Origin of the sequence: Mucilaginibacter sp. AK015 (assembly GCF_014200785.1) — a bacterium.
In the GTDB taxonomy this organism is placed as follows: domain Bacteria; phylum Bacteroidota; class Bacteroidia; order Sphingobacteriales; family Sphingobacteriaceae; genus Mucilaginibacter.
Genome location: NZ_JACHCV010000001.1, coordinates 232,855 through 255,105 on the forward strand (window position 1 = coordinate 232,855; position 22,251 = coordinate 255,105).

At 43.5% G+C, this 22,251-nt stretch carries 17 protein-coding genes; 8 read left to right on the plus strand and 9 right to left on the minus strand.

Annotated features, from left to right (window positions below):
- Positions 1-15 precede the first annotated feature (15 nt).
- The 5 genes from HDC91_RS01010 to HDC91_RS01030 form a co-directional block, all read right to left on the minus strand.
- Positions 16-2,562 carry a DUF5686 and carboxypeptidase-like regulatory domain-containing protein gene (locus tag HDC91_RS01010; RefSeq protein ID WP_183547648.1) on the minus strand — a complete coding sequence of 849 codons (2,547 nt, stop codon included), beginning with the start codon at positions 2,560-2,562 and terminating at the stop codon, positions 16-18.
- 13 nt (positions 2,563-2,575) lie between these two features.
- Complete coding sequence (locus tag HDC91_RS01015) at positions 2,576-2,950, minus strand: GtrA family protein (RefSeq protein WP_162432677.1); 375 nt, start codon at positions 2,948-2,950, stop codon at positions 2,576-2,578.
- A 281-nt stretch (positions 2,951-3,231) separates the two neighbouring features.
- Positions 3,232-4,554 carry an inositol-3-phosphate synthase gene (locus HDC91_RS01020; RefSeq protein WP_183547651.1) on the minus strand — a complete coding sequence of 441 codons (1,323 nt, stop codon included), beginning with the start codon at positions 4,552-4,554 and terminating at the stop codon, positions 3,232-3,234.
- Positions 4,555-4,777: 223 nt separating this feature from the next.
- Entirely contained in the window at positions 4,778-5,896 is a 1,119-nt protein-coding gene (locus tag HDC91_RS01025) for a hypothetical protein (protein ID WP_183547654.1), read from the minus strand.
- A 61-nt stretch (positions 5,897-5,957) separates the two neighbouring features.
- On the minus strand, positions 5,958-7,169 hold the full coding sequence (locus HDC91_RS01030; protein WP_183547658.1) for a pyridoxal phosphate-dependent aminotransferase family protein: 1,212 nt from the start codon (positions 7,167-7,169) through the stop codon (positions 5,958-5,960).
- A 340-nt stretch (positions 7,170-7,509) separates the two neighbouring features.
- On the opposite strand from HDC91_RS01030, the gene HDC91_RS01035 reads away from it, so the two are divergent.
- The 4 genes from HDC91_RS01035 (at position 7,510) to HDC91_RS01050 (ending at position 14,209) form a co-directional block, all read left to right on the plus strand.
- Positions 7,510-8,874, plus strand: coding sequence for a TolC family protein (locus tag HDC91_RS01035; protein WP_183547661.1), 1,365 nt, complete (start codon positions 7,510-7,512; stop codon positions 8,872-8,874).
- Between the two features lie 62 nt (positions 8,875-8,936).
- Positions 8,937-10,064, plus strand: coding sequence for an efflux RND transporter periplasmic adaptor subunit (locus tag HDC91_RS01040; RefSeq protein WP_183547663.1), 1,128 nt, complete (start codon positions 8,937-8,939; stop codon positions 10,062-10,064).
- Positions 10,065-10,132: 68 nt separating this feature from the next.
- Positions 10,133-13,312, plus strand: coding sequence for an efflux RND transporter permease subunit (locus HDC91_RS01045; protein ID WP_183547666.1), 3,180 nt, complete (start codon positions 10,133-10,135; stop codon positions 13,310-13,312).
- A gap of 342 nt (positions 13,313-13,654) precedes the next feature.
- Complete coding sequence (locus HDC91_RS01050; RefSeq protein ID WP_183547668.1) at positions 13,655-14,209, plus strand: hypothetical protein; 555 nt, start codon at positions 13,655-13,657, stop codon at positions 14,207-14,209.
- A gap of 129 nt (positions 14,210-14,338) precedes the next feature.
- On the opposite strand, the gene HDC91_RS01055 is transcribed toward HDC91_RS01050, so the two are convergent.
- The gene (locus HDC91_RS01055) at positions 14,339-15,532 is read right to left on the minus strand and encodes a pyridoxal phosphate-dependent aminotransferase (RefSeq protein ID WP_183547671.1); all 1,194 of its coding nucleotides are present in this window, start codon (positions 15,530-15,532) and stop codon (positions 14,339-14,341) included.
- A 178-nt stretch (positions 15,533-15,710) separates the two neighbouring features.
- Here HDC91_RS01055 and HDC91_RS01060 point away from each other — a divergent pair, with 178 nt between their 5' ends.
- The 4 genes from HDC91_RS01060 to HDC91_RS01075 are packed head-to-tail and all read left to right on the plus strand — an operon-like array spanning position 15,711 to position 18,993.
- Positions 15,711-16,685: a cation diffusion facilitator family transporter gene (locus tag HDC91_RS01060; RefSeq protein WP_183547674.1), complete on the plus strand. Its 975-nt coding sequence runs from the start codon at positions 15,711-15,713 to the stop codon at positions 16,683-16,685.
- Entirely contained in the window at positions 16,678-17,124 is a 447-nt protein-coding gene (locus tag HDC91_RS01065; protein WP_183547677.1) for an NUDIX domain-containing protein, read from the plus strand. The genes HDC91_RS01060 and HDC91_RS01065 overlap by 8 nt, the downstream gene beginning before the upstream one ends.
- Positions 17,121-18,386, plus strand: coding sequence for an adenosylmethionine--8-amino-7-oxononanoate transaminase (gene bioA, locus HDC91_RS01070; protein ID WP_183547680.1), 1,266 nt, complete (start codon positions 17,121-17,123; stop codon positions 18,384-18,386). Before HDC91_RS01065 ends, bioA begins: the two co-directional genes overlap by 4 nt.
- 1 nt (position 18,387) lies before the next feature.
- On the plus strand, positions 18,388-18,993 hold the full coding sequence (locus HDC91_RS01075; protein WP_183547682.1) for a hypothetical protein: 606 nt from the start codon (positions 18,388-18,390) through the stop codon (positions 18,991-18,993).
- Between the two features lie 46 nt (positions 18,994-19,039).
- Here the strand turns inward: HDC91_RS01075 and HDC91_RS01080 are convergent, their stop codons facing one another.
- The 3 genes from HDC91_RS01080 to HDC91_RS01090 all read right to left on the minus strand — a co-directional run bounded on the left by HDC91_RS01080 (position 19,040) and on the right by HDC91_RS01090 (position 22,235).
- Positions 19,040-19,687, minus strand: a complete 648-nt coding sequence (locus HDC91_RS01080; RefSeq protein ID WP_183547685.1) for a DUF4412 domain-containing protein — start codon at positions 19,685-19,687, stop codon at positions 19,040-19,042.
- A 68-nt stretch (positions 19,688-19,755) separates the two neighbouring features.
- Positions 19,756-21,840, minus strand: a complete 2,085-nt coding sequence (locus HDC91_RS01085) for a ComEC/Rec2 family competence protein (protein ID WP_183547688.1) — start codon at positions 21,838-21,840, stop codon at positions 19,756-19,758.
- A gap of 59 nt (positions 21,841-21,899) precedes the next feature.
- On the minus strand, positions 21,900-22,235 hold the full coding sequence (locus tag HDC91_RS01090) for a MerR family transcriptional regulator (protein WP_162432663.1): 336 nt from the start codon (positions 22,233-22,235) through the stop codon (positions 21,900-21,902).
- Positions 22,236-22,251 lie beyond the last annotated feature (16 nt).

The window sequence follows — 22,251 nt, forward strand, 5'->3', positions numbered from 1 at the left end:
TAAAAATAAAATATATCAAAAATCAAACTTAACCTTTACCCGTATTCCCCACTTGGCTATGTCCGGGTGATCCAGGTATGTGAACCGTTTAACGTAGTCAACCCGTATAAACTTAAAAATGTTTTCGATGCCCACGCTGGCCTCAACGTATGGGGTACCATTCATGGTGTAAGTAATCGGAACGCCATTTTCGTCGGCCGGGAACTGGTAAAGGTTGGGGTGTAAAGATGGATTATTATTACTGCTTAAGCCGCTCCATAACGATTTGAAGGATGCGGTTTCGCGAAGTTTGAGTTTTTTTAACAACGGGACCTTATTGAAAAAGAATCCGCCAAAATGATGATCGATAATGATGTTTACGGATTTATCGCTCACAAATTCTAAAAAATTCATGAGGTTATATGCATCAATTACATAAGCAAAACTTTGGTTTGCCCTATGCATATTGAGCAATGGATAAGGCACCTGGCCAAATGTTCTTGAGCTTTCACCAACCACATCAGAGAAACCGGCGGGGGCTACATAAAAACGCTTTTCGGCTCTGAAGTTTAGTTTATGGTAACTATAGTCGCCATCTAACGGGCCTTTCAGGCCGGCGGTATAATCTAACGAAAACTTTGGATATTGGTTAATAATAGGCGAACGGTGCAGCTTGCCCTGGTAGTATTGCTCGTTGGGGGCGTAACGGATGCCCGCCGAAAGTTCGGTTACCGTTAACGTGTTAAAAGTTTGATTGAAGGTATTTTGAAACGGATACAAACTGCCCGCGGGGGTTTGCATCAGTTTGCGGAAGCCAAGTTTATACGACAGGTGGTTCTCAAATTCGCTTACATAATCAATACGATACGAATCGTTGTAGTAGTACTTGTCGTTTCGGCCCCGCTTAAACGACAGCAGCACGTTATCTTCCTGTATAAAACCTAATTCCTGCCCCGGCACCTTGGTGTCGCGCTGAACGCTCGCGCGGATATAATGCTGCGGAAACCGGTAAATGCTTTTGTTATTTAATGAGTAGGAGGTGGCGAAATAACCTTTCCATTTTTTGTCGCGAAAGCCATAAGCACCATATCCTTCAAAATAAATGCGTTTGCTAAAGTCGGCAGTTGTGCGGCCGCCCAGCCTAAGCCGCAAACCTTCAACCGGGTTAAAACTGTAAAAAGTACTGGCGGGGCCAACTTCAAACTTGCCAAAATTTTTGTAACCGGCAAATAACAGGTTAATGATATCGGCGGTGCGCCTAAACGATGGCATATGTACCAGGCTATCAATGTTTTTATACACCTTTGATTCGGCCGTGGTAAGGGTATCCAACCTGTTTTGGGCCCAAAAGCTTTCGGGCCGGTTTTTTAGCTCTTCGTCCACCAGTTCCGCGCTTGCCTGGTAAAGCGTATCGTTATGAGGGATATTTATAGCATAATTTTTAACCGTTACCGTGCGCGTACCAAACAAGCCGCTTTTGCGCTTGGCGGTTATGCCAAAATCGGCGAAGGTGTTGCTTCGGCTTAAATGATAACGGCCGTCGGCGTTAGGCTCAAAATCAAGGTCTACATTCATGCTGCGCACAAAGTTAACGTTGATGTTTTTATTGATAACCAACCCGGCTTTTTGCACGGCGTAGTTACCGTCGAGTGTAATGTATATCTCGCCCTCAAAAAGTATGTCGTTGGTGTTGCGCGGCGTAAAGCTTAGCTGTACCAGCTTTTTGCCGTTATCCAGGGTAAGCGTATCGGTAATAAAAAACTTGTAGTAAGTAGGGGCTGTATTGGCTATAGGGCTTAAAAATTGCCTGCCTAATAACATAATGCTATTATCGTAAATATCAACCTTTTCGTACAGGTGCTTAAAATATTGCCCTACACCCTCGGTGTCAAAGCCAGGCCCAAAATCAACCGACTTTTCTCCCAATATCACGCTGCGGGTGGCTTCCGGGTTTTTACGGTGGTATACCTGAGCCAATTGCTCTTTTAAGTAAATGGGCAGCAATGTTTTACCGGGATAGGTAGTGCTGTCTTTATTTTCAAATATGAACTTGTATTTTCTGAAAAGCTTTTTCTCTTTTATTTTATCAGAGATGTTACTCAGCGAAAACTGAATTTTGTCGTACTCTTTGTATTCCACAAAATCGTAAGCTTCAGGGCGGTTACGGGGTTTGTTTTCAATAACCTTACGTATTAAAGCTACTGCAGGGTTATCGTTTACATACTTTGTTTTTTTTGTTGATTTGATGCTTACCTCGTTCAACTGCGTAGACGAGGGGATCATCCGGATGTTGAGCACCTGTTCTTTTCCGGGTAATACGTTGTAAGTAGCCTCTTTAAAGCCTACGTAACTTACCTTTATTTTAGTGTACGGCTGATTGGTGCGCAGCGTGTACATGCCATGCGTATCGGTAACAACACCGGTAGTACTGCCTACAAACGCAACAGATACAAAAGGAAGGCCTTCTTTATTGCCGCCATCAGTAACCTTACCGGTTACAACGGTGATTTGCGCCGTTACAGCGGCGCTTATCAATAGGAAAAGTACAAGAAAAAGATACCTTAAAGTGTATTTTAAATTCATTAACCTTATCCAATTATGCAAAAACAAACTTTTTTTGTAAGAAATAATTGTAAGTTATCCCTACAGAAAACGAAACTACCACCTTGGATATTTTGTAATCTAACCCTGCGTAGTGTGTTACCAAAAATACACCTCCTGTATTAAGGGCAACATTGCCGCCCCAAACAAGTACATATTTTACGGCTTGTACGGGGATGGTTTTTTCTTTGCGTTTTTTAAATACCCAAACCCTGCCTAAAGCAAAATTTGTTACGCCCCCCGCAATGGTTCCGATTAAGCTTGCCGTAACATACCAAAGGTAAAAAAATTCCTTACAGACTATTGTGGTCAAAAAGTCAAATAGGGATGCTATAAAAGAAGACGCCTGCGCCTTAACAAATGTTGCCATTTATACAATAATTATCCGGCTTAAAAATGTTTTCGGTTTGACCCAGCCGTAAGGTCTTAGTTTAACTATGCACAATCTTTGTTAGTAGACGATGTAAGGAATAGTTTGTTACCATCTACGTAAAAAACACAACAATTAGTTTAACTAAAACAATAAAACCTTGGGGGAAGGTTTAAGTTTCGGTCGCGAATATCGGCATTTTAAACTTAAATCTCTGTAAAATAAAAAACTGGTTACCGCCATTTAGGCAATAACCAGTTTTTATGGGTAATATGATACGATTAATTACCTGCAAACATATCGTCGTAATAGTCGAGGCCCAGATGTGTTATCAGGTCTTCGCCCATTAGGTAACGCAAGGTGTTCTCCAATTTAATAAGCTGTTTAAAGATATCATTCTCGGCGTGTAAACCCGGCGCGGTTTGCGGCGATTTAAGATAGAATGATAACCACTCCTGGATACCGCTCATGTTAGCGCGTTTTGCCATATCGCAGAATAAAGCAAGGTCTAACGCGATAGGCGCTGCCAGGATAGAATCGCGGCACAGGAAGTTGATCTTGATCTGCATTTTATAGCCTAACCAGCCAAAAATGTCGATGTTATCCCAGCTCTCTTTGTTATCGCCATGCGGAGGGTAGTAGTTGATACGTATCTTGTGGAAGATATCGCCATACAGCTCCGGGTTATCTTCTGGGCGCAAAATATCTTCTAATACGCCAAGTTTAGATACCTCTTTAGTTTTAAAATTATCCGGGTCGTCAAGTACCAAACCATCGCGGTTACCCAAAATATTGGTCGAGAACCAACCGTGTACACCTAATGAACGTGCTGCAAGGCCGGGGGCAAGTACAGTTTTCATTAAAGTTTGGCCGGTTTTAAAGTCTTTACCTGCAATTGGGGTGTTGGTTTGTTTAGCCAGCTCTATCATAGCCGGGATATCAACCGTTAAGTTAGGGGCGCCGTTAGCGAATGGTACGCCAAGTTTTAAAGCCGCGTAAGCGTAAATCATGCTTGGGGCAATGCGCTTATCATCGTCTTTTAGAGCCTGCTCAAATGCAGCAAGCGATTGGTGTATCTCCGATCCCTCAAAATATACTTCGGTAGATCCGCACCATACCAATACCACGCGGTTAAGGCCGTTATCTTTCTGGAAGTTTTGAATATCTTCCATAACCTGCTGGGCAAGCTCGTAACGGGTACCGGTTTTAATGTGAGTACCGTCAAGGTTTTTTGCGTAGTTTTTGTCAAAAGCGGCTTTCATCGGCACAATGGCTTCCAAACCTTCTTTAACTGAATCTAACAGGTCGCGTTCAAGCACTTTTGCGTTTACAGCAGCCTGGTAAACGTTATCAGAGTACACATCCCAGCCACCAAAAACAACATCGTTAAGGTTAGCCAATGGTACAAAATCTTTGATTTTTGGATGACGGGCTTCGGTACGTTTGCCTAAACGGATGCTACCCATTTGAGTTAACGAACCAATAGGCTGCGATATGCCTTTTTTTACGGCTTCAACGCCGGCAATTAATGTTGTAGCTACTGCGCCTAAGCCCGGAATTAATATACCAAGCTTACCTTCAGCAGGTTTAATGTTAATTTTCATTACTTGTGTTTGTTTTTAAAGGATAATACAACTCTTAAACCAATATAATATGGTTAGGCTGTTTAGTTCACTGTTTTGTATATAGTAGCGCCAGGCGCTGTACTATTTTAATTAATACAATCAAGCAGCAGGATACCGCTCAATTGCGCGACAAATAGAATATAATTTTTGGTTGAAAATTAATAATTCTATAAAGTTTACAGGCAGATGAATATTGACTGTGTTATAAAGGCTTTTCGTATATCCTGTAAGTTTTGTACTGATCGCCGCCAATGGCTTCAATAGCGCGGTTCACCATGTCGTTGTTTTCAAGCGTCCACGATGCTTCGGCATATTTTAGGCCTTTGCGCCTGTACTCCTTTATAATGCTGCCATACAGGCTGGCCTCGATACCTAACTTGCGGTAACCATCAATTACACCCAAAAGCATAATACGTATACCGGTGATCTTCTTCTTGTTTAACAACAGCTTAAAGATACCTGTGGGCAACAAACGGCCTTTTTTTATGGTTTTAAGTATCTGGTTAATATCGGGGATGGCTACGCCAAAACCAACAATTTTACCATCCTGCTCTGCAACCAGTGCAAAATCAGGGTCAAGTATCATCTTAAGGTCCTTGGCGGTATAGTCAAATTCCTCGTTGGTCATCGGGAAAAAGCCCAGGTTTTTATCCCAAGCCTTGTTATATACGTCGCGCAGGGCATCCGCCTCCTGCTTAAAATTTTTCAGGTTTATTTTGCGTATGGTGATATTGCTGTTGCGTTTTAAACGCTCCTGCAGCATATCAAGCATTTTTAACGATTTGTCGTTGTAATTTGGCCCATCCCAATACCAGGCAAGTAAATCAGTTTGTTTTTTAAAACCGGCGTTTTCAAGCAAGGTAATGTAATACTCAGGGTTGTAGGTCATCATCACCACCGGCGGCCTGTCAAAACCCTTTATAAGCAGCCCGCAGGTTTCGTTGGTTGATGGGTTTACCGGCCCAACAATTTTATCAGCGCCTTTTTCCTTAACCCACTTAGCGGCGGTATCAAAAAGTAAATTGGCGGTTTCCTGGTTGTTCTCACAATCAAAAAAGCCAAAAAAACCATCCTTAACCTGGTTGAAATTATTGTGGTTGTTATTATAAATTGCTGCAATACGCCCAACTATTTTATCGCCATCGTACGCCAAAAAGGTTTGCAGCGCCGAGTGCTTATGAAAAGGATGTGTGGTTAGCAAGTCCTTTTGGGCTATAAATAATTCGGGTACGTAGTTGGGGTCGTTCTTATACAGGTCATGCGGGAAGTCAATAAAAGCTGCGAGCTCTTTTTTTGACTGTACCGGTACAATTTTTTTCATTTGGGATGTTAAGGTTAATACAGGTGCCATGCAGGCGCGGCACCTGTATATTCAAAAGAGCTTATATATTTTCTTTAATAGTACTATTGGTTACGCCTACATGTTTAAACGCCTGTATCAGTTTTTCAACGGCTTCGTCTATCTGTTCAAAAGTATGGGTTGCCATTAACGAGAACCTTAATAAAGATGAATCTGACGGAACGGCCGGCGATACAACCGGGTTAACAAATACGCCCGCGTTTTGCAGATAATTAGTTACCTGGAAAGTTTTGGCGTTATCACGTATATATATAGGTAGGATAGGGCTTTCTGATGCGCCGATATCAAAACCTTCGTCGGTTAATAATTTTACGGCGTAGTTTGTATTATCCCAAAGCTTCTGTATACGTTCTGGTTCTGCCTCGATAATATCAAGTGCAGCAATAACGCTGGCTACAGATCCGGGGGTCATGCTGGCGCTGAACATTAACGAACGGGCGCGGTGCTTGATATAGTCAATGGTATCGTAATCGCTTGCAATAAACCCGCCCAGCGATGCCAGCGATTTACTGAAGGTGCTCATAATAAGGTCAACCTGATCAGTCAAGCCAAAGTGTGATGCCGTACCCGATCCATTTTCGCCAATTACACCCAAACTGTGTGCATCGTCAACCATAATATTAACACCGTATTTATCGGCAAGCTCAACAATTGCGGGCAGCTTAACAATATCGCCTTCCATGCTGAATATACCGTCAACAACAATAACCTTTACCGCTTCCTCGGGCAGCATGCTTAGCTTGCGCTCAAGGTCGACCATATCGTTATGGGCGTATTTAATAACTTTTGAAAACGATAAACGTGTACCGTCAATAATAGAAGCGTGGTCGTACTCGTCAAGTATCAGGTAATCGTTGCGGCCGGTAATACACGACAGAACGCCCAGGTTAACCTGGAAACCGGTACTGAATAATACCGCCGCCTCTTTACCAACATATTTGGCAAGGCGGTTCTCAAGTTCGATATGGATATCAAGCGTGCCGTTCAAAAACCTTGAACCGGCGCAGCCAGATCCGTACGTATCAATTGCTTTTTTTGTAGCTTCTTTTATTTTGGGATGATTGGTAAGCCCTAAGTAAGAGTTTGAACCAAACATTAACACACGCTTGCCGTTTATGATAACCTCAGTATCCTGACCTGACTCTATAGGCCTGAAAAAAGGATACAGGCCCTGTGCCCTGATCATATTTGCATCCTGGAACTGAGCAATCTTCTCGTGTAATTTTTTAACCATTTATAAACGCTGCTTAAATTTTTTGTAAAAGTACCATGAATAAGCTTATAACTTGCATGGAGAGTGTAAATTTTTTGCACACTACCTTAATAGTATGTTAACATACTTACATCAGGCAAATTAATTAAATTTTTTATTTAATCACTACCACTATTTTACATTTTGTTTTAAAAAGTTGAAAAACCGTGCCAATTATCATTGAAATCTCCTAATTAGGTAAAATTTTTGTTGTCGATTTTTTATTAAAATAGAATAAGTTCATATTCGTGCTCCCTATAAAAAACACCGGAATTAAGTGAACCTTTCTGCTTATTTTCGTTTTAGTTGCACTTAAGTCTTTATGAAAAATCTACGCTGTTTACTTTTATCTAATATACTGTTTTTTTCTCCGGCTGCATTGCTGGCTCAAACCACCCCCGACTCGGCGGTTACCGTTGTTACCTTAAAACAAAGCATTGATTATGCCTTGCGTAACCAGCCGCTGGTAAAACAAGCCAGTATAGACGAGCAAATAAACGAGCGCGATATAAAGATAAGCCTTTCAAACTGGTTACCCCAAATTGGTACCACCGGGCAGTACCAGCATTACTTTCAGCGACCGGCGCAGGGCGCTGCCACAACAACTACCGGCACCGGTACAGGTACCGGGACAGGTGCACAGCAAAATTTGGCAATTGCGCACAATGTATCTACCGTGGGGCTGCAGGCCAGCCAGGTTATTTACAATAACGATGTGCTCCAGGCATCGCGTGCATCAAAATATTCAAGGCAGTACTATAAACAGAACACCGAGAGCAGTAAGATAGACGTAGTGGCCGATGTAAGCAGGGCCTTTTATGATGTTCTGCTATCACAACGTCAGCTTGATATTATTAAAGAGGATATCGTGAGGCTGCGCCGCAGCTTAAAAGATGCTTATTCGCGTTACCAGGCTGGGGTAGTAGATAAAACCGATTACAAACAGGCAACTATCGCCCTGAACAATTCGCTTGCATCGCAAAAGCAGATACAGGAAGCGATAAAAAGTAAATCGGCTTATTTAAAACAGGTAATGGGCCTTGATCCTGGTAAGGCGCTGGTGCTGTCGTACGACTCTACACGATTGGCGAGCGAAGCGGTTATAGATACCAACCAGGTTTTAAATTATACCAACCGCGTTGAGTACAGGCAACTTCAAACTCAAAAAAACCTGCTTAACCTTAATGTATCCTATTACAAATGGAATTTCTTGCCATCATTATCAGCAGTTGGCGGGTACAGTCTGGCATATTTTAACGATAATTTTTCTAAACTTTATAATAACTCGTACCCAACATCATTTGCAGGCCTGTCATTATCTATACCGATTTTTACAGGCGGTAAACGTTTGCAAAACTTAGCCAAAGCACGTTTGCAGGTAGAACGTAACGACCTTGACCTGATCAATAGTCGTAACGCAATAAATACAGAATATACGCAGGCGCTGGCAAATTATAAAAGCAGCTATTTTAACTGGCAAACCCTTAGCGAAAACGTTGCGCTGGCTAAGGATGTATATAAGGTAGTTGACCTGCAGTATCGCGAGGGTATAAAAACTTACCTGGATGTTATTGTATCGCAGACCGATCTGCGCACTGCCGAACTTAACTACTACAACGCCTTGTTTGAACTGCTATCGAGCAAGATTGATTTGCAAAGGGCATTAGGGACCCTGCAACCCGAATAAAAATTAATTAAGGGATACACCCAAAAACTTTATCGACATTGAAAACACGACAACTTATAATAATGAAAAACACATACGCCTGCTGTATTGCCGCTTTGGCTTTATTAACAGCCACGTCATGCGGCAACAAAGCGCCAAAACAAGACGCAGCTTTGCCGCCAACCCCGGTAAATGTTATAGAAGCAAAAAAAGCCGACGCCTTATATTACGACAAGTACCAGGGCACTGTAGTAGCTTTAAATGCCGTTGAACTGCGCAGCCAGGTAGGCGGCTTTATAACCGGTATATTTTTTAAAGAAGGGGATGTGGTAAAAAAGGGAGCCCCGCTTTATGAAATTGACCGCCGTAAATACGTGGCAGCGTACGAGCAGGCAAAAGCAAATTTGCTTAGCGCAAAAGCTAACTTAAGCAAGGCACAGAAAGATATAGACCGTTATAATATGCTGTTAAAGAACGACGCGGTAGCCCGTCAGACAGTTGACCAGGCCACCGCTAACTTTCAAACCAGCCAAAGCCAGGTAGCTGTTGCACAGGCGGGTGTAGCTTCGGCTGCTACCGACTTATCGTACGCGACAATACGTGCGCCGTTTACCGGCCGTATTGGTATATCGCAGGTAAAGCTGGGTGCGCAGGTGTCGCCCGGCACCACTTTGCTAAATACCATATCAACAGGCAACCCAATAGGTGTTGACGTGGTAGTAAACGAGCAGGATATCAACCGCTTTTACAAACTGCAAAAGGCGAGCAGCGATACTACGTTTAAGCTGATATTGCCCGATGGCACTGAATACAGCAAGCACGGAAAGATATTTGCTATTGACCGGGGCGTAAGCGACCAAACCGGTACCATAAAGGTAAGGGTGCAGTTCCCTAATGCCGATGACGAGTTAAAGGACGGCATGAGCTGTGTTTTACAGGTGCTTAATGATAATTCGGGTAACCGTGTGCAGATACCTTACAAGGCGGTTACAGAGCAGATGGGCGAATTTTTCGTCTTCATTTCTCAGGATACTATTGCCGAGCAGCGTAAGGTAGTTTTAGGCCCGCGCATTCAAAGCAATGTGGTTGTGATGGATGGCATAAAGCCCGGTGAAAAAGTGATAACGGAAGGCTTTCAGCGCCTGCGCGATGGCGGTAAAATAACCCTTGGCCCGCCGCCAGCGGCCGCGGGTGCCGCGCCTGCCAAATAATGTAAAAGGTGTTTCGTTAAAATTATTGATGGGTTATCAGCCCAGTAATTAAGCAAAAGAACTAAAGAATGATCGCAGATACTTTTATACGCCGCCCGGTAACCGCTATTGTAATATCGCTGGTTATACTCATAGTTGGTGTGCTGTCCATAACCAGCCTGCCTATTGGGCAATACCCGGAAATTACGCCGCCCACCGTACAGGTAACCGGTAACTATACCGGTGCCGATGCTTTAACGGTCGAGCAAACCGTGGCCACCCCTGTAGAGGTACAGGTAAACGGTACCCCGGGCATGACTTACCTGCAAAGTAACAGCACGAGTAACGGCCAAATGAGCATGACCGTTAACTTCGAGGTTGGTACCGATATTAATAATGCTGCGCTTGATGTGCAGAACCGCGTGGGTATAGCCCAGCCAACGCTGCCGCAGGAGGTACAGCGTTTAGGCCTGATAGTGCGTAAGCGTAACCCAAGCATATTAATGTTGGTTGCCATGTTTTCGCCAAACGGCACACACGATGTAACCTTTACAGATAACTATACCAACGTATTTATCAAGGACGCGTTACTGCGTACCAAAGGTGTGGGTGATGTGTTTACCCGCGCTGATGATTTTAGTATGCGTATATGGTTAAAGCCTGATAAACTGGCAGCCCTGAATATGACCGCGGCCGATATTACCGCGGCCCTGCAGGAGCAAAATGCGCAGGTTGCGGCAGGTACAGTAGGGGCCACCCCACAAATGAAAGGGCAAACCTTTGAATATACCGTATTGGTAAAAGGCCGTCTTACTGATAAATCAGAGTTTGAGAATATTGTTGTTAAAACGCAGCCTAATAACGGCGCGGTGGTACATTTAAAAGATGTTGCGCGTGTAGAACTGGGTAAGTTTAACTATTCGGGTAACTCGTTTGTTGATGGTAAAAGGGCTTCGTACCTGCTGATATACCAGGCGCCGGGCAGTAACGCTATCGAAACCGCCGATAATGTTATCGCAACCATGAACCAGCTAAAAAAATCATTCCCTAAGGATATTGATTTTGTTGTTCCGTTCGAGTCGGTTACGGTAGTGAAGGTTTCCCTGCATGAGGTTATCGAAACGCTGGTTATTGCGTTGGCGTTGGTAATCATAGTGGTATTTTTATTCCTGCAAAACTGGCGCACTACGCTTATACCTGTGCTGGCCATCCCGGTTTCTATCATAGGTACTTTCATTTTCTTTATTCCGCTGCATTTTACCATAAACACGCTGACATTGTTTGGTTTTGTACTGGCCATAGGTATCGTGGTGGATGACGCCATTGTGGTGGTTGAGGCCGTGCAGCATTATATGGATGAAAAGGGCATGTCGCCGAAGGAAGCGACCGAACACGCCATGCGCGATATATCCGCGCCGGTTATCGCCATTGCATTGATCCTGGCGGCGGTGTTTGTGCCTGTTGGTTTTGTGCCCGGCATTGTTGGGCGTTTGTACCAGCAGTTTGCCATTACTATTGCTATATCGGTATTGATATCGGCTTTTGTAGCGCTATCGTTAACACCGGCATTATGTACTATATTATTACGTCCGCATAAAATTGACGACAAGTCGACCGGGTTAAACAGGTTCTTCTTTAAATTCAACCGGTGGTTTGATAAGGTTACCGGCCGTTACCGCAGCACCGTGGATAGGGGTATCAAACACTCCAAATTTGTTGTGATCATATTGGTTTGTATCATCATCGGAACCGTACTGTTATTTAATGGTAAGCCGTCGGGCTTTATCCCGCTGGAGGATGAGGGCCGTGTTTACGTAACCTATGATCTGCCTGAAGGTTCTTCCACCGAGCGTACTGTTTCTGTTTTGTACGAAATGATGGGTGTGCTTAAAGATGTACCGGCAATTAACCACTATGCCGCCCTGGGCGGACTGAACGCGGTTAACTTTGCAACAAAATCAAACAGCGCTACCATATTTATACAATTAAAGCCCTGGGACAAACGCAAAGCCAATGAAGACCAGCTTGCGGGTGTTATTGCAACGCTGCAGAAAAAGCTGGCCAGATTCAAAGAGGCCAGTGTGGTGGTCATCTCTCCGCCTGCAATACCCGGTTTAGGTAACACGGGCGGTTTCTCGTTCATATTGCAAGAAAAACAAGCTGGTGGCGATATCAAGAACTTTGAAAAGGTTTTGCAAAACTTCACCGCAGCGGTAAACAAACGCCCCGAAATAGCAAAGGCTTTTTCGTTCTTTACGGCGCATACCCCCGCTTATCAGTTGACCATCGATCGCGAAAAGGCAAAAAAATTGGGCGTAAAGATATCTGATGTAAACAACGCGCTGCAAACCTATATGGGTAGCGCTTATGTAAACGATTTTACCGTTTACGGGCGTAACTTCAGGGTAGTGGCCCAGGCCGATACTAACTACCGCACCAATATTCAAAATATAGGACAGTACTTTGTCCGTAACGAATCGGGTGCTATGGTGCCTTTAAGTACGCTCACAACCTATAAACTCATTGAGAACGCGCCATTGATATCGCATTATAACCTATTCCGGTCGGCCGAAATCAATGGCAGCACCAACCCCGGCTACAGCAGCGGCGATGCTATTACAGCCTTACGTGAGGTTGCAGCGCAGAATTTGCCGGCAGGCTATGGTTACGAATTTTCGGGCTTAAGCCGGGAGGAATTGTTATCCGGTTCAAAAACGGTGTACATATTTGCCCTGTCCATCGGTTTTGTGTTCTTATTCCTGGCAGCTTTGTACGAAAGCTGGTCTGTACCGTTCTCGGTTTTATTGGCCGTTCCGCTTGGCGCCTTTGGGGCAATATTGTTCCTTACGCTTAAACCGGGGTTAACAAATAACGTTTATGCCCAGATAGGTTTAATAACATTAATAGGTTTGGCTGCCAAGAACGCCATCCTGATAGTGGAATTTGCCAAAGAGCGTGTGGACCGCGGAATGAACCTGGAAAAAGCTACATTAGAGGCTGTGCGCTTAAGGTTAAGGCCGATCATCATGACATCAATGGCCTTTATATTAGGCGTGTTGCCATTGGTGATAGCATCGGGTGCCGGGGCTCAGGCCAGGCAAACCATCGGGTGGACAGTTTTTGGCGGTATGCTTGCAGCAACATCGCTTGCTATATTCATAGTGCCGGTACTTTACTACATCATTACTAAGTACGCCTATGGCAAAGACAAGCTTGCCGAACTGGAAAAAACATATAAACCCGATCCGGAAATCGATCCGGAAGTATAAAGCTAAGCCCCTGATAGGGGCTTTTTTTATTGCGTTACTTGCGATGTATAGGGTAATCCCATTGCAAGATTGCCTGTAAAAGCTACACTTTTTCACCAAATCCTGACATAATTTCAAATGATAACTCCTCGAATAAATTGTTTTTAGTCAACGGCTGACCGTAGCGCATTAAAAGTCAAAAAATCTTTTGATTATCAGGCGTTAAGGTCTTGAACGCGCCGAAAAGTGCTGTTTTTCATCCGTCATTAAACAATCATATAACAATCACCGGCAGCAAAATGGCAAAGTATTTGATTATAGGGGGTGTATCACAATTAATATTTTATAACTAAAGACACAACAATGAAAAAGATGACAAAATTAATAGCCGTAGGTTTTACCGCCGCCGCTATATTTTTAGGTACTAATGTTAAAGCACAAACCATAGGTACAGGTGTACGCTTAGGTATCGGTGTAGAAGGCTTATTGCCTACAGGTAACTTACACGACGTATCAAACGTAGGTGTGGGTATTACCCCTCGCTTGCAATTCGGCGTAGCAGATAATCTTGGTTTAACATTAACATCAGGTTATCTGAATTATTTCGGGAAAGAACTTGGTAATACCGGGGTAAAAACCAAATCTTACGGAATGGTTCCTGTTAAAGCAGGTATCAAAGCGTTTGTAAGCCAAAACATCTATTTAAGTGGTGAAGTAGGTGCCGCTTTTGAAACTTCGGGATTTGGTGAAGTCAAAGGTGGTCCGGAATACGACACCAACACCAAATTATTAGCATCTCCGGGTATTGGTTGGGCTAATCAAACTTGGGACGTTGGTGTGCGTTACGAAAACTATTCGGGCCAAAGCAATAACTTTGGAGCGGTTGGATTACGTATAGCTTACGGTTTTGCATTGTAATAATAGCGAAACATACCAAAAAAAAGTCCCTTGCCAACTGGCAAGGGACTTTTTTTTGGTATTGATATGCCTGATTGCCCACATAGCCAATGCTTACCGGGGCAATCATGTAAGTAATAGTTAAGGCGGCTATGCTAATTTGGCAAGCGCCGTTTTTATCCTTTTCATAGCTTCTATCAATTTATCCTCTGCCGCTGCGTAGGATATGCGGATAGATTTTTTATCGCCGAAGGAATCGCCCCCAACAGTAGCTACATGCCCTTCTTCCAGTAAGTAAATGCTTAGTTCGTCGGCGTCGTTTATAGTTTTGCCGTTGTAGCTTTTGCCAAAGAAAGAGGTAACGTTAGGAAAGAAATAAAAAGCGCCATCGGGCAGGTTTACCTGTATGCCCGGTATATCTTTTAACAGGCCGTAAACCAGGTCGCGGCGTTTCTGAAACTGCTCGCGCATTTTATGGACACTTTCCAGGCCGCCGTTATAAGCAGCAACACCGGCTTTTTGGGTGATAGAACAAGTACCTGATGTGATCTGACCCTGCATTTTATCGCATGCGGCCGCAATCTCGCTGTTGGATGCGGTGTAACCAATTCTCCACCCCGTCATTGCAAAGGCTTTGCTAAAACCGTTTATAATTACAACGCGGTCTTTTATACTGTTGAACTGAGCGATAGACTCATGCCCCCCAATGAAATTGATATGCTCGTAGATCTCATCGCTCAGTATGTAAATGTTTGGATATTTCTCAAATACTTTTGCCAGACTCGCCAACTCATCTTTGCTGTAAACGCTGCCGGTTGGGTTGCATGGCGACGAAAACATAAAAAGTTTTGTTTTTGGTGTAATGGCCGCTTCAAGCTGCTCAGCGGTTATTTTAAAATTACTTTCAACAGTAGTATCAATAAAAACACTTACACCTTCGGCCAGTTTAACTACCTCTGAATACGATACCCAGTAAGGGGTGGGTATTATAACCTCTTCGCCCGGGTTTACCAGGCAAAGTACCGCATTGGCTATCGCCTGTTTGGCGCCTGTGGATACTACTATCTGACTATCGGTGTAATCAAGATTATTTTCTGTTTTTAACTTATTTACAATCGCCTTGCGAAGGTCGGGATAACCGGCAACAGGGGTGTAATAGGTAAAGTTTTTATCCATAGCCGTTTTTGCGGCTTCCTTTATATGTTCAGGCGTATGAAAATCGGGTTCACCGAAACTCAGGCTTATTACATCTACTCCTTTGGCAGCCAATTCGCGGCCCATTTTTGCCATTTTAATGGTCTGGGATTCTGACAGGTTGTTTATCCTGTTACTTAATGCGCTCATATAAAAGATATGTTATTGCGGCAAATATAAAAAATTAGTTTACTGATGGTTGTGCTGCGATTTATAAAAATTCATTAAAAAATGCGGGTTTATTTAAAAAAATTGTAATAAATATTCCCTTATCTGAAAAAGTCGCGGGCGAAATTTTCCGTAAGTTTGGCCTTTGTAAAATTGAGTTTTGAAAGAACAAAAGAGAATAATTCTGATATCGCTGATTACAGGGGCCGTACTCATGGTAATGAAATTCAGCGCTTACTTTTTAACAAATTCAAACTTTGTATTAACCGATGCTGCCGAAAGCATTGTAAACGTGGTAGCCAGTTCTTTCGCGTTTTTTAGTATTTACCTGGCTTCGCAGCCACGAGATGAGAATCACCCTTACGGGCATGGCAAGGTTGAGTACTTTTCGGTTTTTATAGAGGGTGCACTGATAGGCATAGCCGGGCTGGTCATTGTCATTAAATCAACTTACAGCATATTTTACCCCGAGGCTATACATGACCTTATGCTGGGTGCCGCAATTATCGGTGTTACCGGCGTTGTAAATGGATCACTTGGCTTTTATATGATCAAGAAAGGCAAATCGCTGCCATCGATTACCATCGAGGCCGACGGCAGGCATTTACTTACCGATATGATCACCAGCGGAGGGCTTGTTCTTGGGCTTCTGCTTATATATTTTACAAATATATTATGGCTGGATAGCGCACTATCCATTTTAGTTGGTTTATATATTTTGTTTACAGGCTATAAACTTATCCGCCGTTCTGTAGCCGGATTGATGGACGAAACTGATTTTAATATTGTAAGCAATGTAGTGAAGGTGTTGAGCGAGCAGCGGCGCGACGAGTGGATAGATATACATAACCTGCGCGCCCAAAAGTATGGTAACGAGCTGCACATAGATTGCCACTTAACACTGCCTAATTACTTTGATCTTAACCGGGTGCACGAAGAAGTTAAACTGGTTGATAAGATGGTGAATAATAATGCCGGTATCACCACAGAGTTTTTCATCCATACGGACCCATGCCTGCCATATTGCTGCCACTATTGCAGTATGCCAAACTGCCCTATAAGGAGCGAGGCCAAAACAGAAGATATCCCCTGGACGATGGACAAAGTGATGCGCAACAAAAAACATTATGAGTAATAAGTTTTTTAATGTACGTGTGTATGGCATACTTATCAATGCCGATAACCAGGTGCTTATAAGCGATGAGCAGGAGTATGGTGTAAGGTTTACCAAGTTCCCGGGCGGCGGCTTAGAGTACGGTGAAGGCTTAGCAGACGGGCTTAGGCGCGAATTTGTAGAAGAATGCAACACCGAGGTTGAAGTGATCAGCCATTTTTATACCACCGATTTCTTTGTAAAATCGGCTTTTAACGATTCGCAGATCATCAGCATTTATTATCTTGTTAAGCCATTGTCTGATATTAAATTTGCCACCAAAACCATCGTTTTTGATTTTGATGGCGAGGGCGATACCTTGCAATCTTTCCGCTGGGTAAGTCTTAGCGAACTACGGGCAGAGGATTTTACCTTCCCCGCCGACCAGTATGTTGCCAACCTGTTACTGAAAACGATATGAATTTAGTTGAACGCGATCTGCAAAGCATCTGGCACCCATATACGCAAATGAAAACGGCGCAGCCGCCTATACCTATTGTTAGTGGCAAAGGCGCTTGTTTATATGCCGAGGATGGCAAAAAGTATATCGATGCTATATCGTCGTGGTGGGTAAATATACATGGGCACGCGCACCCGTATATCGCCGAAATGATAGCAAAACAACTGCTGCAGTTAGAACACGTCATTTTCGCGGGCTTTACGCATTCTGGCGCGGTTGAACTGGCCGAACGCGTGCTGGCCATACTACCATCCAATCAAAAAAAGGCTTTTTATTCTGATAACGGCTCTACCGCGGTTGAAGTAGCCATAAAAATGTGCCTGCAATACTGGTATAACAGGGGCGAAGAGCGAACGAAGATCATCGCGTTTAAAAACGCGTATCACGGCGATACGTTTGGCGCTATGTCGGTTAGCGGCCGCAGTGCCTTTACAGCAGCGTACGATACCCTTTTGTTCGAGGTAGAATTTATCGGCCTGCCCGGCCCGGAGAATATAGACGCCCTAAAGTCTCAAATCTCAAATCTCAGGTCTCAGGTTTCCAGTTTCATATTCGAACCGTTGGTGCAAGGTTCGGCCGGTATGGTGATGTACGAAGCCAAATACCTGGACGAACTGATGGCGCATTGCCGTAAGGAAGGCATTATGCTGATAGCTGACGAAGTATTTACGGGTTTCGGGCGTACAGGTAAGCCCTTCGCCTGCGACCATGTACAAACCCAGCCGGACATCATGTGCTTTTCTAAGGGCTTAACGGGCGGCACCATGGCTTTTGGGCTAACCACCTGCACACAGCAAATTTATGATGCGTTTTTGTCGGACGATAAAATGAAGACGCTGTTTCACGGGCACTCTTATACAGCCAACCCGGTAGCCTGCGCTGCCGCGCTTGCCAGCCTTGATCTGTTTTTGGAACCGTCGACACAACAAAATATTAACCGCATTGTTAATAAACACGCTGCCTTTGCCGAAAAAGTTAGGGGGCATAAGTCGTTAAAAACAACCCGGCAAACGGGTACTATATTGGCGCTTGAATGGCAAACGGGCGATAATACATCGTACTTTAGTGGCCTGCGCGATAAATTGTACAATTACTTTTTAAATGCGGGTATCATACTAAGGCCGTTGGGTAACATCATTTACATTTTACCGCCATATTGCATAACTGATAACGAACTCGATTACATTTACGCCACCATTGCGCAAGCACTTGATGAGATATAACATGGAACTAAATACGATACTGCCAGAAATAATTGCCGATAACCATTTACACGCCCGCTGGTTAAATACGCTGTCGCTGATGGAGAATACCGGTGCCCGCAAAATATCGGCAAGCGAGGATCCCGCTACGGTTACCTATATTATACTAAAACATGCCGCGGAAGAGCATCGCCATGCTTTTTATCTTAAAAAACAGATCGAAAAAACCGGGAGCGCGTTGCCCACTTACTCCGCCGAATACCTGATAGCCCCTGCATTCAGCAAACGTTATTTGAACCAACTGGATATTGATGTATGCCGCTACCTGAAAAAAGAGTTGCATTTAACAGGTGCCGAACTGCGTTTTGCCGCCTACCTGCTGGTTACCTATGCTATTGAGGTGCGCGCTGATGAATTGTACCCTATTTATCAGGATGCGCTTGATCAGGCCGGTAGTAAGGTGAACGTTAAATCTATCATATTAGAAGAGGAGGGGCACCTGGAAGAAATGATAAACCAACTGCAAAAATTTTCGCCCGATTGGCAGGTACACGCTCAAAAGGCTGTAGATATGGAGACCAAGCTATTCAAACAATGGGTAAACAGCTTAGGGACAGAACTGAATTAAAAAAAAGCCCGGTAATTTTACCGGGCTTTTTTTTAAAAGGCTTAGCTTAGTTACCGCCGCCGCCTAACGCTTTCAGGTCGTCCATCGTGATCTTCTCGAAGTCAGATGGAATACCAAAGGTACCTGCTGGTAATTTTTGCTCAACAATACTTTTAACAGTTACATCGGTAGTTCTTCCGTCCTGGAAGGCTGAGTATTGAATTGGAACACCACCTGCATTTGCATAATATTTTGCAATACCTGTTGATGGTACGGAAATATCGTTAGTTACCCAGATATCATAAGTTTTACCGGTCTTAGTGTCTTTGGCAACTACTTTTTTACAGTTAAAGCCGGATATCACCTTGGTTTCGGTGCCCGGGGTAAAAGTAAGTACAGGTAATTTAGACATGGCTTCTTCTATCTCGGCAGGCGAAGCGATGGCCGCTTTTTTAATGGAAGCGACGGCAACATCCACTAAAATTGCCATGTAGCTGGCTTTGGCGTCGGTTAAAATGCCAATATTTGCGGGCCCTGCAGAAAATTCCATTTTGGCAGAATCGGCCCTAAAGTAACTTTTAGCTTCAACAGGCTGGCCTTGCATACTTGTGCTGATCGTCATAACGCCTTCGTTATAAGCTTTTTGTGCGCTTGCGCTAAGGGCTGTTGCGGTAAGGGTCATACCCATGGCAACAGTAAATAATTTAACTTTCATAGTTTTAATTTAATGATACAATTTAATATGTAATTAACTGGTGTGCAAATATTTTGAGATATTTTTAATTATTTGTACGTTTTAGATGATATTATGAAGGCTTTGTTACGTTTTAGTACCTTGTAATCTACGTTTATTTGCGTTAAAGCTTTTATATAGCTATCTGTGTTATCCCCGGCTATAATAAGTGTTTTATTTTTAATAAATCCTGTATCAACAAAAGCATTATTGTTTATGAATAAATAATCAATGGTTATTTGCCGGGGGATAGACTTGTAAAGTGGTGCATCGTTTAACACCAGCATTTTTTTATTCAGAAACTGTATAAAGTTACCGTTCTTTAAAAGATAGGGGAGCTGTATATTTTGATTTAAAGGATATACCGTATAATGATATATCCTGTTGCTATCCAATGCAGGCTGCACCGAATACTTGAAGCTTTTATCGTTCTCGGGCAAATCGCTTAATACAACGCCGTTAGCGCCGTTTTTAAATACTATGCCGGTGTGTTTCCGCAGGTTCAGGAATGTTACAGATCGGGTAGTGTCAGCCTCAATTTTTTTAATGCTTACGCTGATGCAGAAAAGCAACAGGCAGCTAAGTGCAGCCCTGATAAGCCATGCCTTTTTTGCATGCAGAAAATAAAAGATGAGAATGATAATTGCGTAAAGCAACAGGTATTCGATCTTGCTTAACCATATTTTATCGACAGCGGCGTATGGCGAATGTTCTATAAACGCCAGTAATTTGTTCATTAGCAGGATGGAATGCTCTAACAGGTAGCCCAATGCCTTTGAAATAACCGCCATTTGCGGCAATGCCAAAAGGGCCAAACCGGTGTACATGATTATACTAACCGGGATGATAATAACAAGGTTGCTTAGCAAAAAATAAACCGGGAATTGGTGAAAATAATAAGCGCTTAGTGGGAATGTAATAACCTGCGCGGCGATAGATACCGAGCATGCCATCCATAGCTTACTTGCCAACCTGTTTTTAAAGCTAAGCCAACTATAAACTATGGGCTGGAATATAACGAGTCCGCCAACAGCAAGGTACGAAAGCTGAAAGCCCACATCAGTTATTAAAAAAGGGTCATAAATAAGCAGGGCGAATGCAGATACTGCCAGCAAATTCAGGCTGTTGATATATCTGCTAAAGGTTTTGCCGCTTATAACCAGGCTGATCATTAATGCTGCCCGGCACACAGGCGCCGAAAAGCCCGTGAGCAGCGCATAACCCCATATCAGCGCGATGATGAGGACAGCCTTAAGTACCTTGCCTTTTTTATAGCCGTTTAAAAAGCTCAGCGCCCAGTTCAGCAATAAATAAACGATAGCCACATGCCCGCCAGAGACCGACAGGATGTGGATGGTGCCCGTTTTGGAATAGGCCTGCAAAACATCGTTACTCAAGTCGGCTTTATAACCCAATATCAGCGTTGATGCTATGGCAATAGCAGTGGTATCATGCATGTTGATTTTTAGCTTTTCAACCAGATTTTGCCGCAACTGCAATGCATAAGCAACAATAGCATTTCCCTTACCGCTACCCGCTATTTTATAATGCCCGGGGTAAAGAAAAGCCTGGTAGTATACATTTTTGTTTGCGAGGTATTGCTTATAGTTAAACTCACCCGGGTTAAATGGGGGGTCGATGGTGTTGTATTTGGCCGGTATCAACAGTTGTTCGCCGTAATAAAGGTTTTTAGCCAGTTCGTCTTTTATGGCAATCAGCAGCGTGCCGCTTGTGGCTTTTGCTTGCCCGTTATTAATGGTTTGTTTGATCTGCGCGGTAAACCTAACAAGGTCATCCTTTACTTTGGGCTCGGATGTGATGTTGGCAATGAGGTATTGTGCCGGTAATTTCGAAAAATGATTGACCTTGTTTAACTCATTATGCTGTAACGCAGCAAGCCATCCTGATAAAAACAGTATGGGATAAATGAGCACACCGCCAAGCCAGCGTGCTTTATAAACGCTTAACGGAGCATAAGCCAGGTTTAAACCGATAAACAGCACGCTGCATAAAACAAGCGCGGACAGCACGAAATATATGTTGCTGCCGGGCCAGAAAAGCCCACTGCTTATACCTGCTAAAAAAGGCAGTAAAAGTACAACAACAGGTATTTCGCCTTTGTGGTTGGCAATCATATTATTCGTGCCCGGTGATAAGGCAATCCGGCAGATAAAAATAGAATATCTGCGGCTAATTACAACTCGTCGCGCACTTCAAGCAGGAATTTCTTGAGGTTTTCGAGCGAATCTATCACGCGTTGGTTATCGCGGGTATCGCCCATATTGTTTTTCAGATGGTCTTTGGCACCTTGCAGTGTATATCCTTTGTCGCGTATCAGGTGAAAGATGATCTTAAAATTTTCCAGGTCTTCGGGGGTGAAGTACCTGTTGCCTTTTTTATTCTTTTTAGGCTGCAGTACGTCAAACTCTTTCTCGTAAAAACGTATCAACGATTGATTAACGCCGAACATGGTCGAAACCTCGCCCATGGTGTAGTACATTTTGCTGATCTCGCGTTCTTTATAAGGCATACACAAATGTAAGATT

What these genes read in the sequence shown, in the direction of transcription:
- HDC91_RS01090 (WP_162432663.1), bottom strand. Translation starts at nt 22,235, where the DNA reads ATGCCTTATAAAGAACGCGAGATCAGCAAAATGTACTACACCATGGGC.
- HDC91_RS01030 (WP_183547658.1), bottom strand. Translation starts at nt 7,169, where the DNA reads ATGGTTAAAAAATTACACGAGAAGATTGCTCAGTTCCAGGATGCAAAT.
- HDC91_RS01010 (WP_183547648.1), bottom strand. Translation starts at nt 2,562, where the DNA reads ATGAATTTAAAATACACTTTAAGGTATCTTTTTCTTGTACTTTTCCTA.
- HDC91_RS01050 (WP_183547668.1), top strand. Translation starts at nt 13,655, where the DNA reads ATGAAAAAGATGACAAAATTAATAGCCGTAGGTTTTACCGCCGCCGCT.
- HDC91_RS01045 (WP_183547666.1), top strand. Translation starts at nt 10,133, where the DNA reads ATGATCGCAGATACTTTTATACGCCGCCCGGTAACCGCTATTGTAATA.
- HDC91_RS01015 (WP_162432677.1), bottom strand. Translation starts at nt 2,950, where the DNA reads ATGGCAACATTTGTTAAGGCGCAGGCGTCTTCTTTTATAGCATCCCTA.
- HDC91_RS01065 (WP_183547677.1), top strand. Translation starts at nt 16,678, where the DNA reads ATGAGTAATAAGTTTTTTAATGTACGTGTGTATGGCATACTTATCAAT.
- HDC91_RS01035 (WP_183547661.1), top strand. Translation starts at nt 7,510, where the DNA reads ATGAAAAATCTACGCTGTTTACTTTTATCTAATATACTGTTTTTTTCT.
- HDC91_RS01040 (WP_183547663.1), top strand. Translation starts at nt 8,937, where the DNA reads ATGAAAAACACATACGCCTGCTGTATTGCCGCTTTGGCTTTATTAACA.
- HDC91_RS01055 (WP_183547671.1), bottom strand. Translation starts at nt 15,532, where the DNA reads ATGAGCGCATTAAGTAACAGGATAAACAACCTGTCAGAATCCCAGACC.
- HDC91_RS01085 (WP_183547688.1), bottom strand. Translation starts at nt 21,840, where the DNA reads ATGATTGCCAACCACAAAGGCGAAATACCTGTTGTTGTACTTTTACTG.
- HDC91_RS01025 (WP_183547654.1), bottom strand. Translation starts at nt 5,896, where the DNA reads ATGAAAAAAATTGTACCGGTACAGTCAAAAAAAGAGCTCGCAGCTTTT.
- HDC91_RS01080 (WP_183547685.1), bottom strand. Translation starts at nt 19,687, where the DNA reads ATGAAAGTTAAATTATTTACTGTTGCCATGGGTATGACCCTTACCGCA.
- HDC91_RS01020 (WP_183547651.1), bottom strand. Translation starts at nt 4,554, where the DNA reads ATGAAAATTAACATTAAACCTGCTGAAGGTAAGCTTGGTATATTAATT.
- HDC91_RS01075 (WP_183547682.1), top strand. Translation starts at nt 18,388, where the DNA reads ATGGAACTAAATACGATACTGCCAGAAATAATTGCCGATAACCATTTA.
- bioA (WP_183547680.1), top strand. Translation starts at nt 17,121, where the DNA reads ATGAATTTAGTTGAACGCGATCTGCAAAGCATCTGGCACCCATATACG.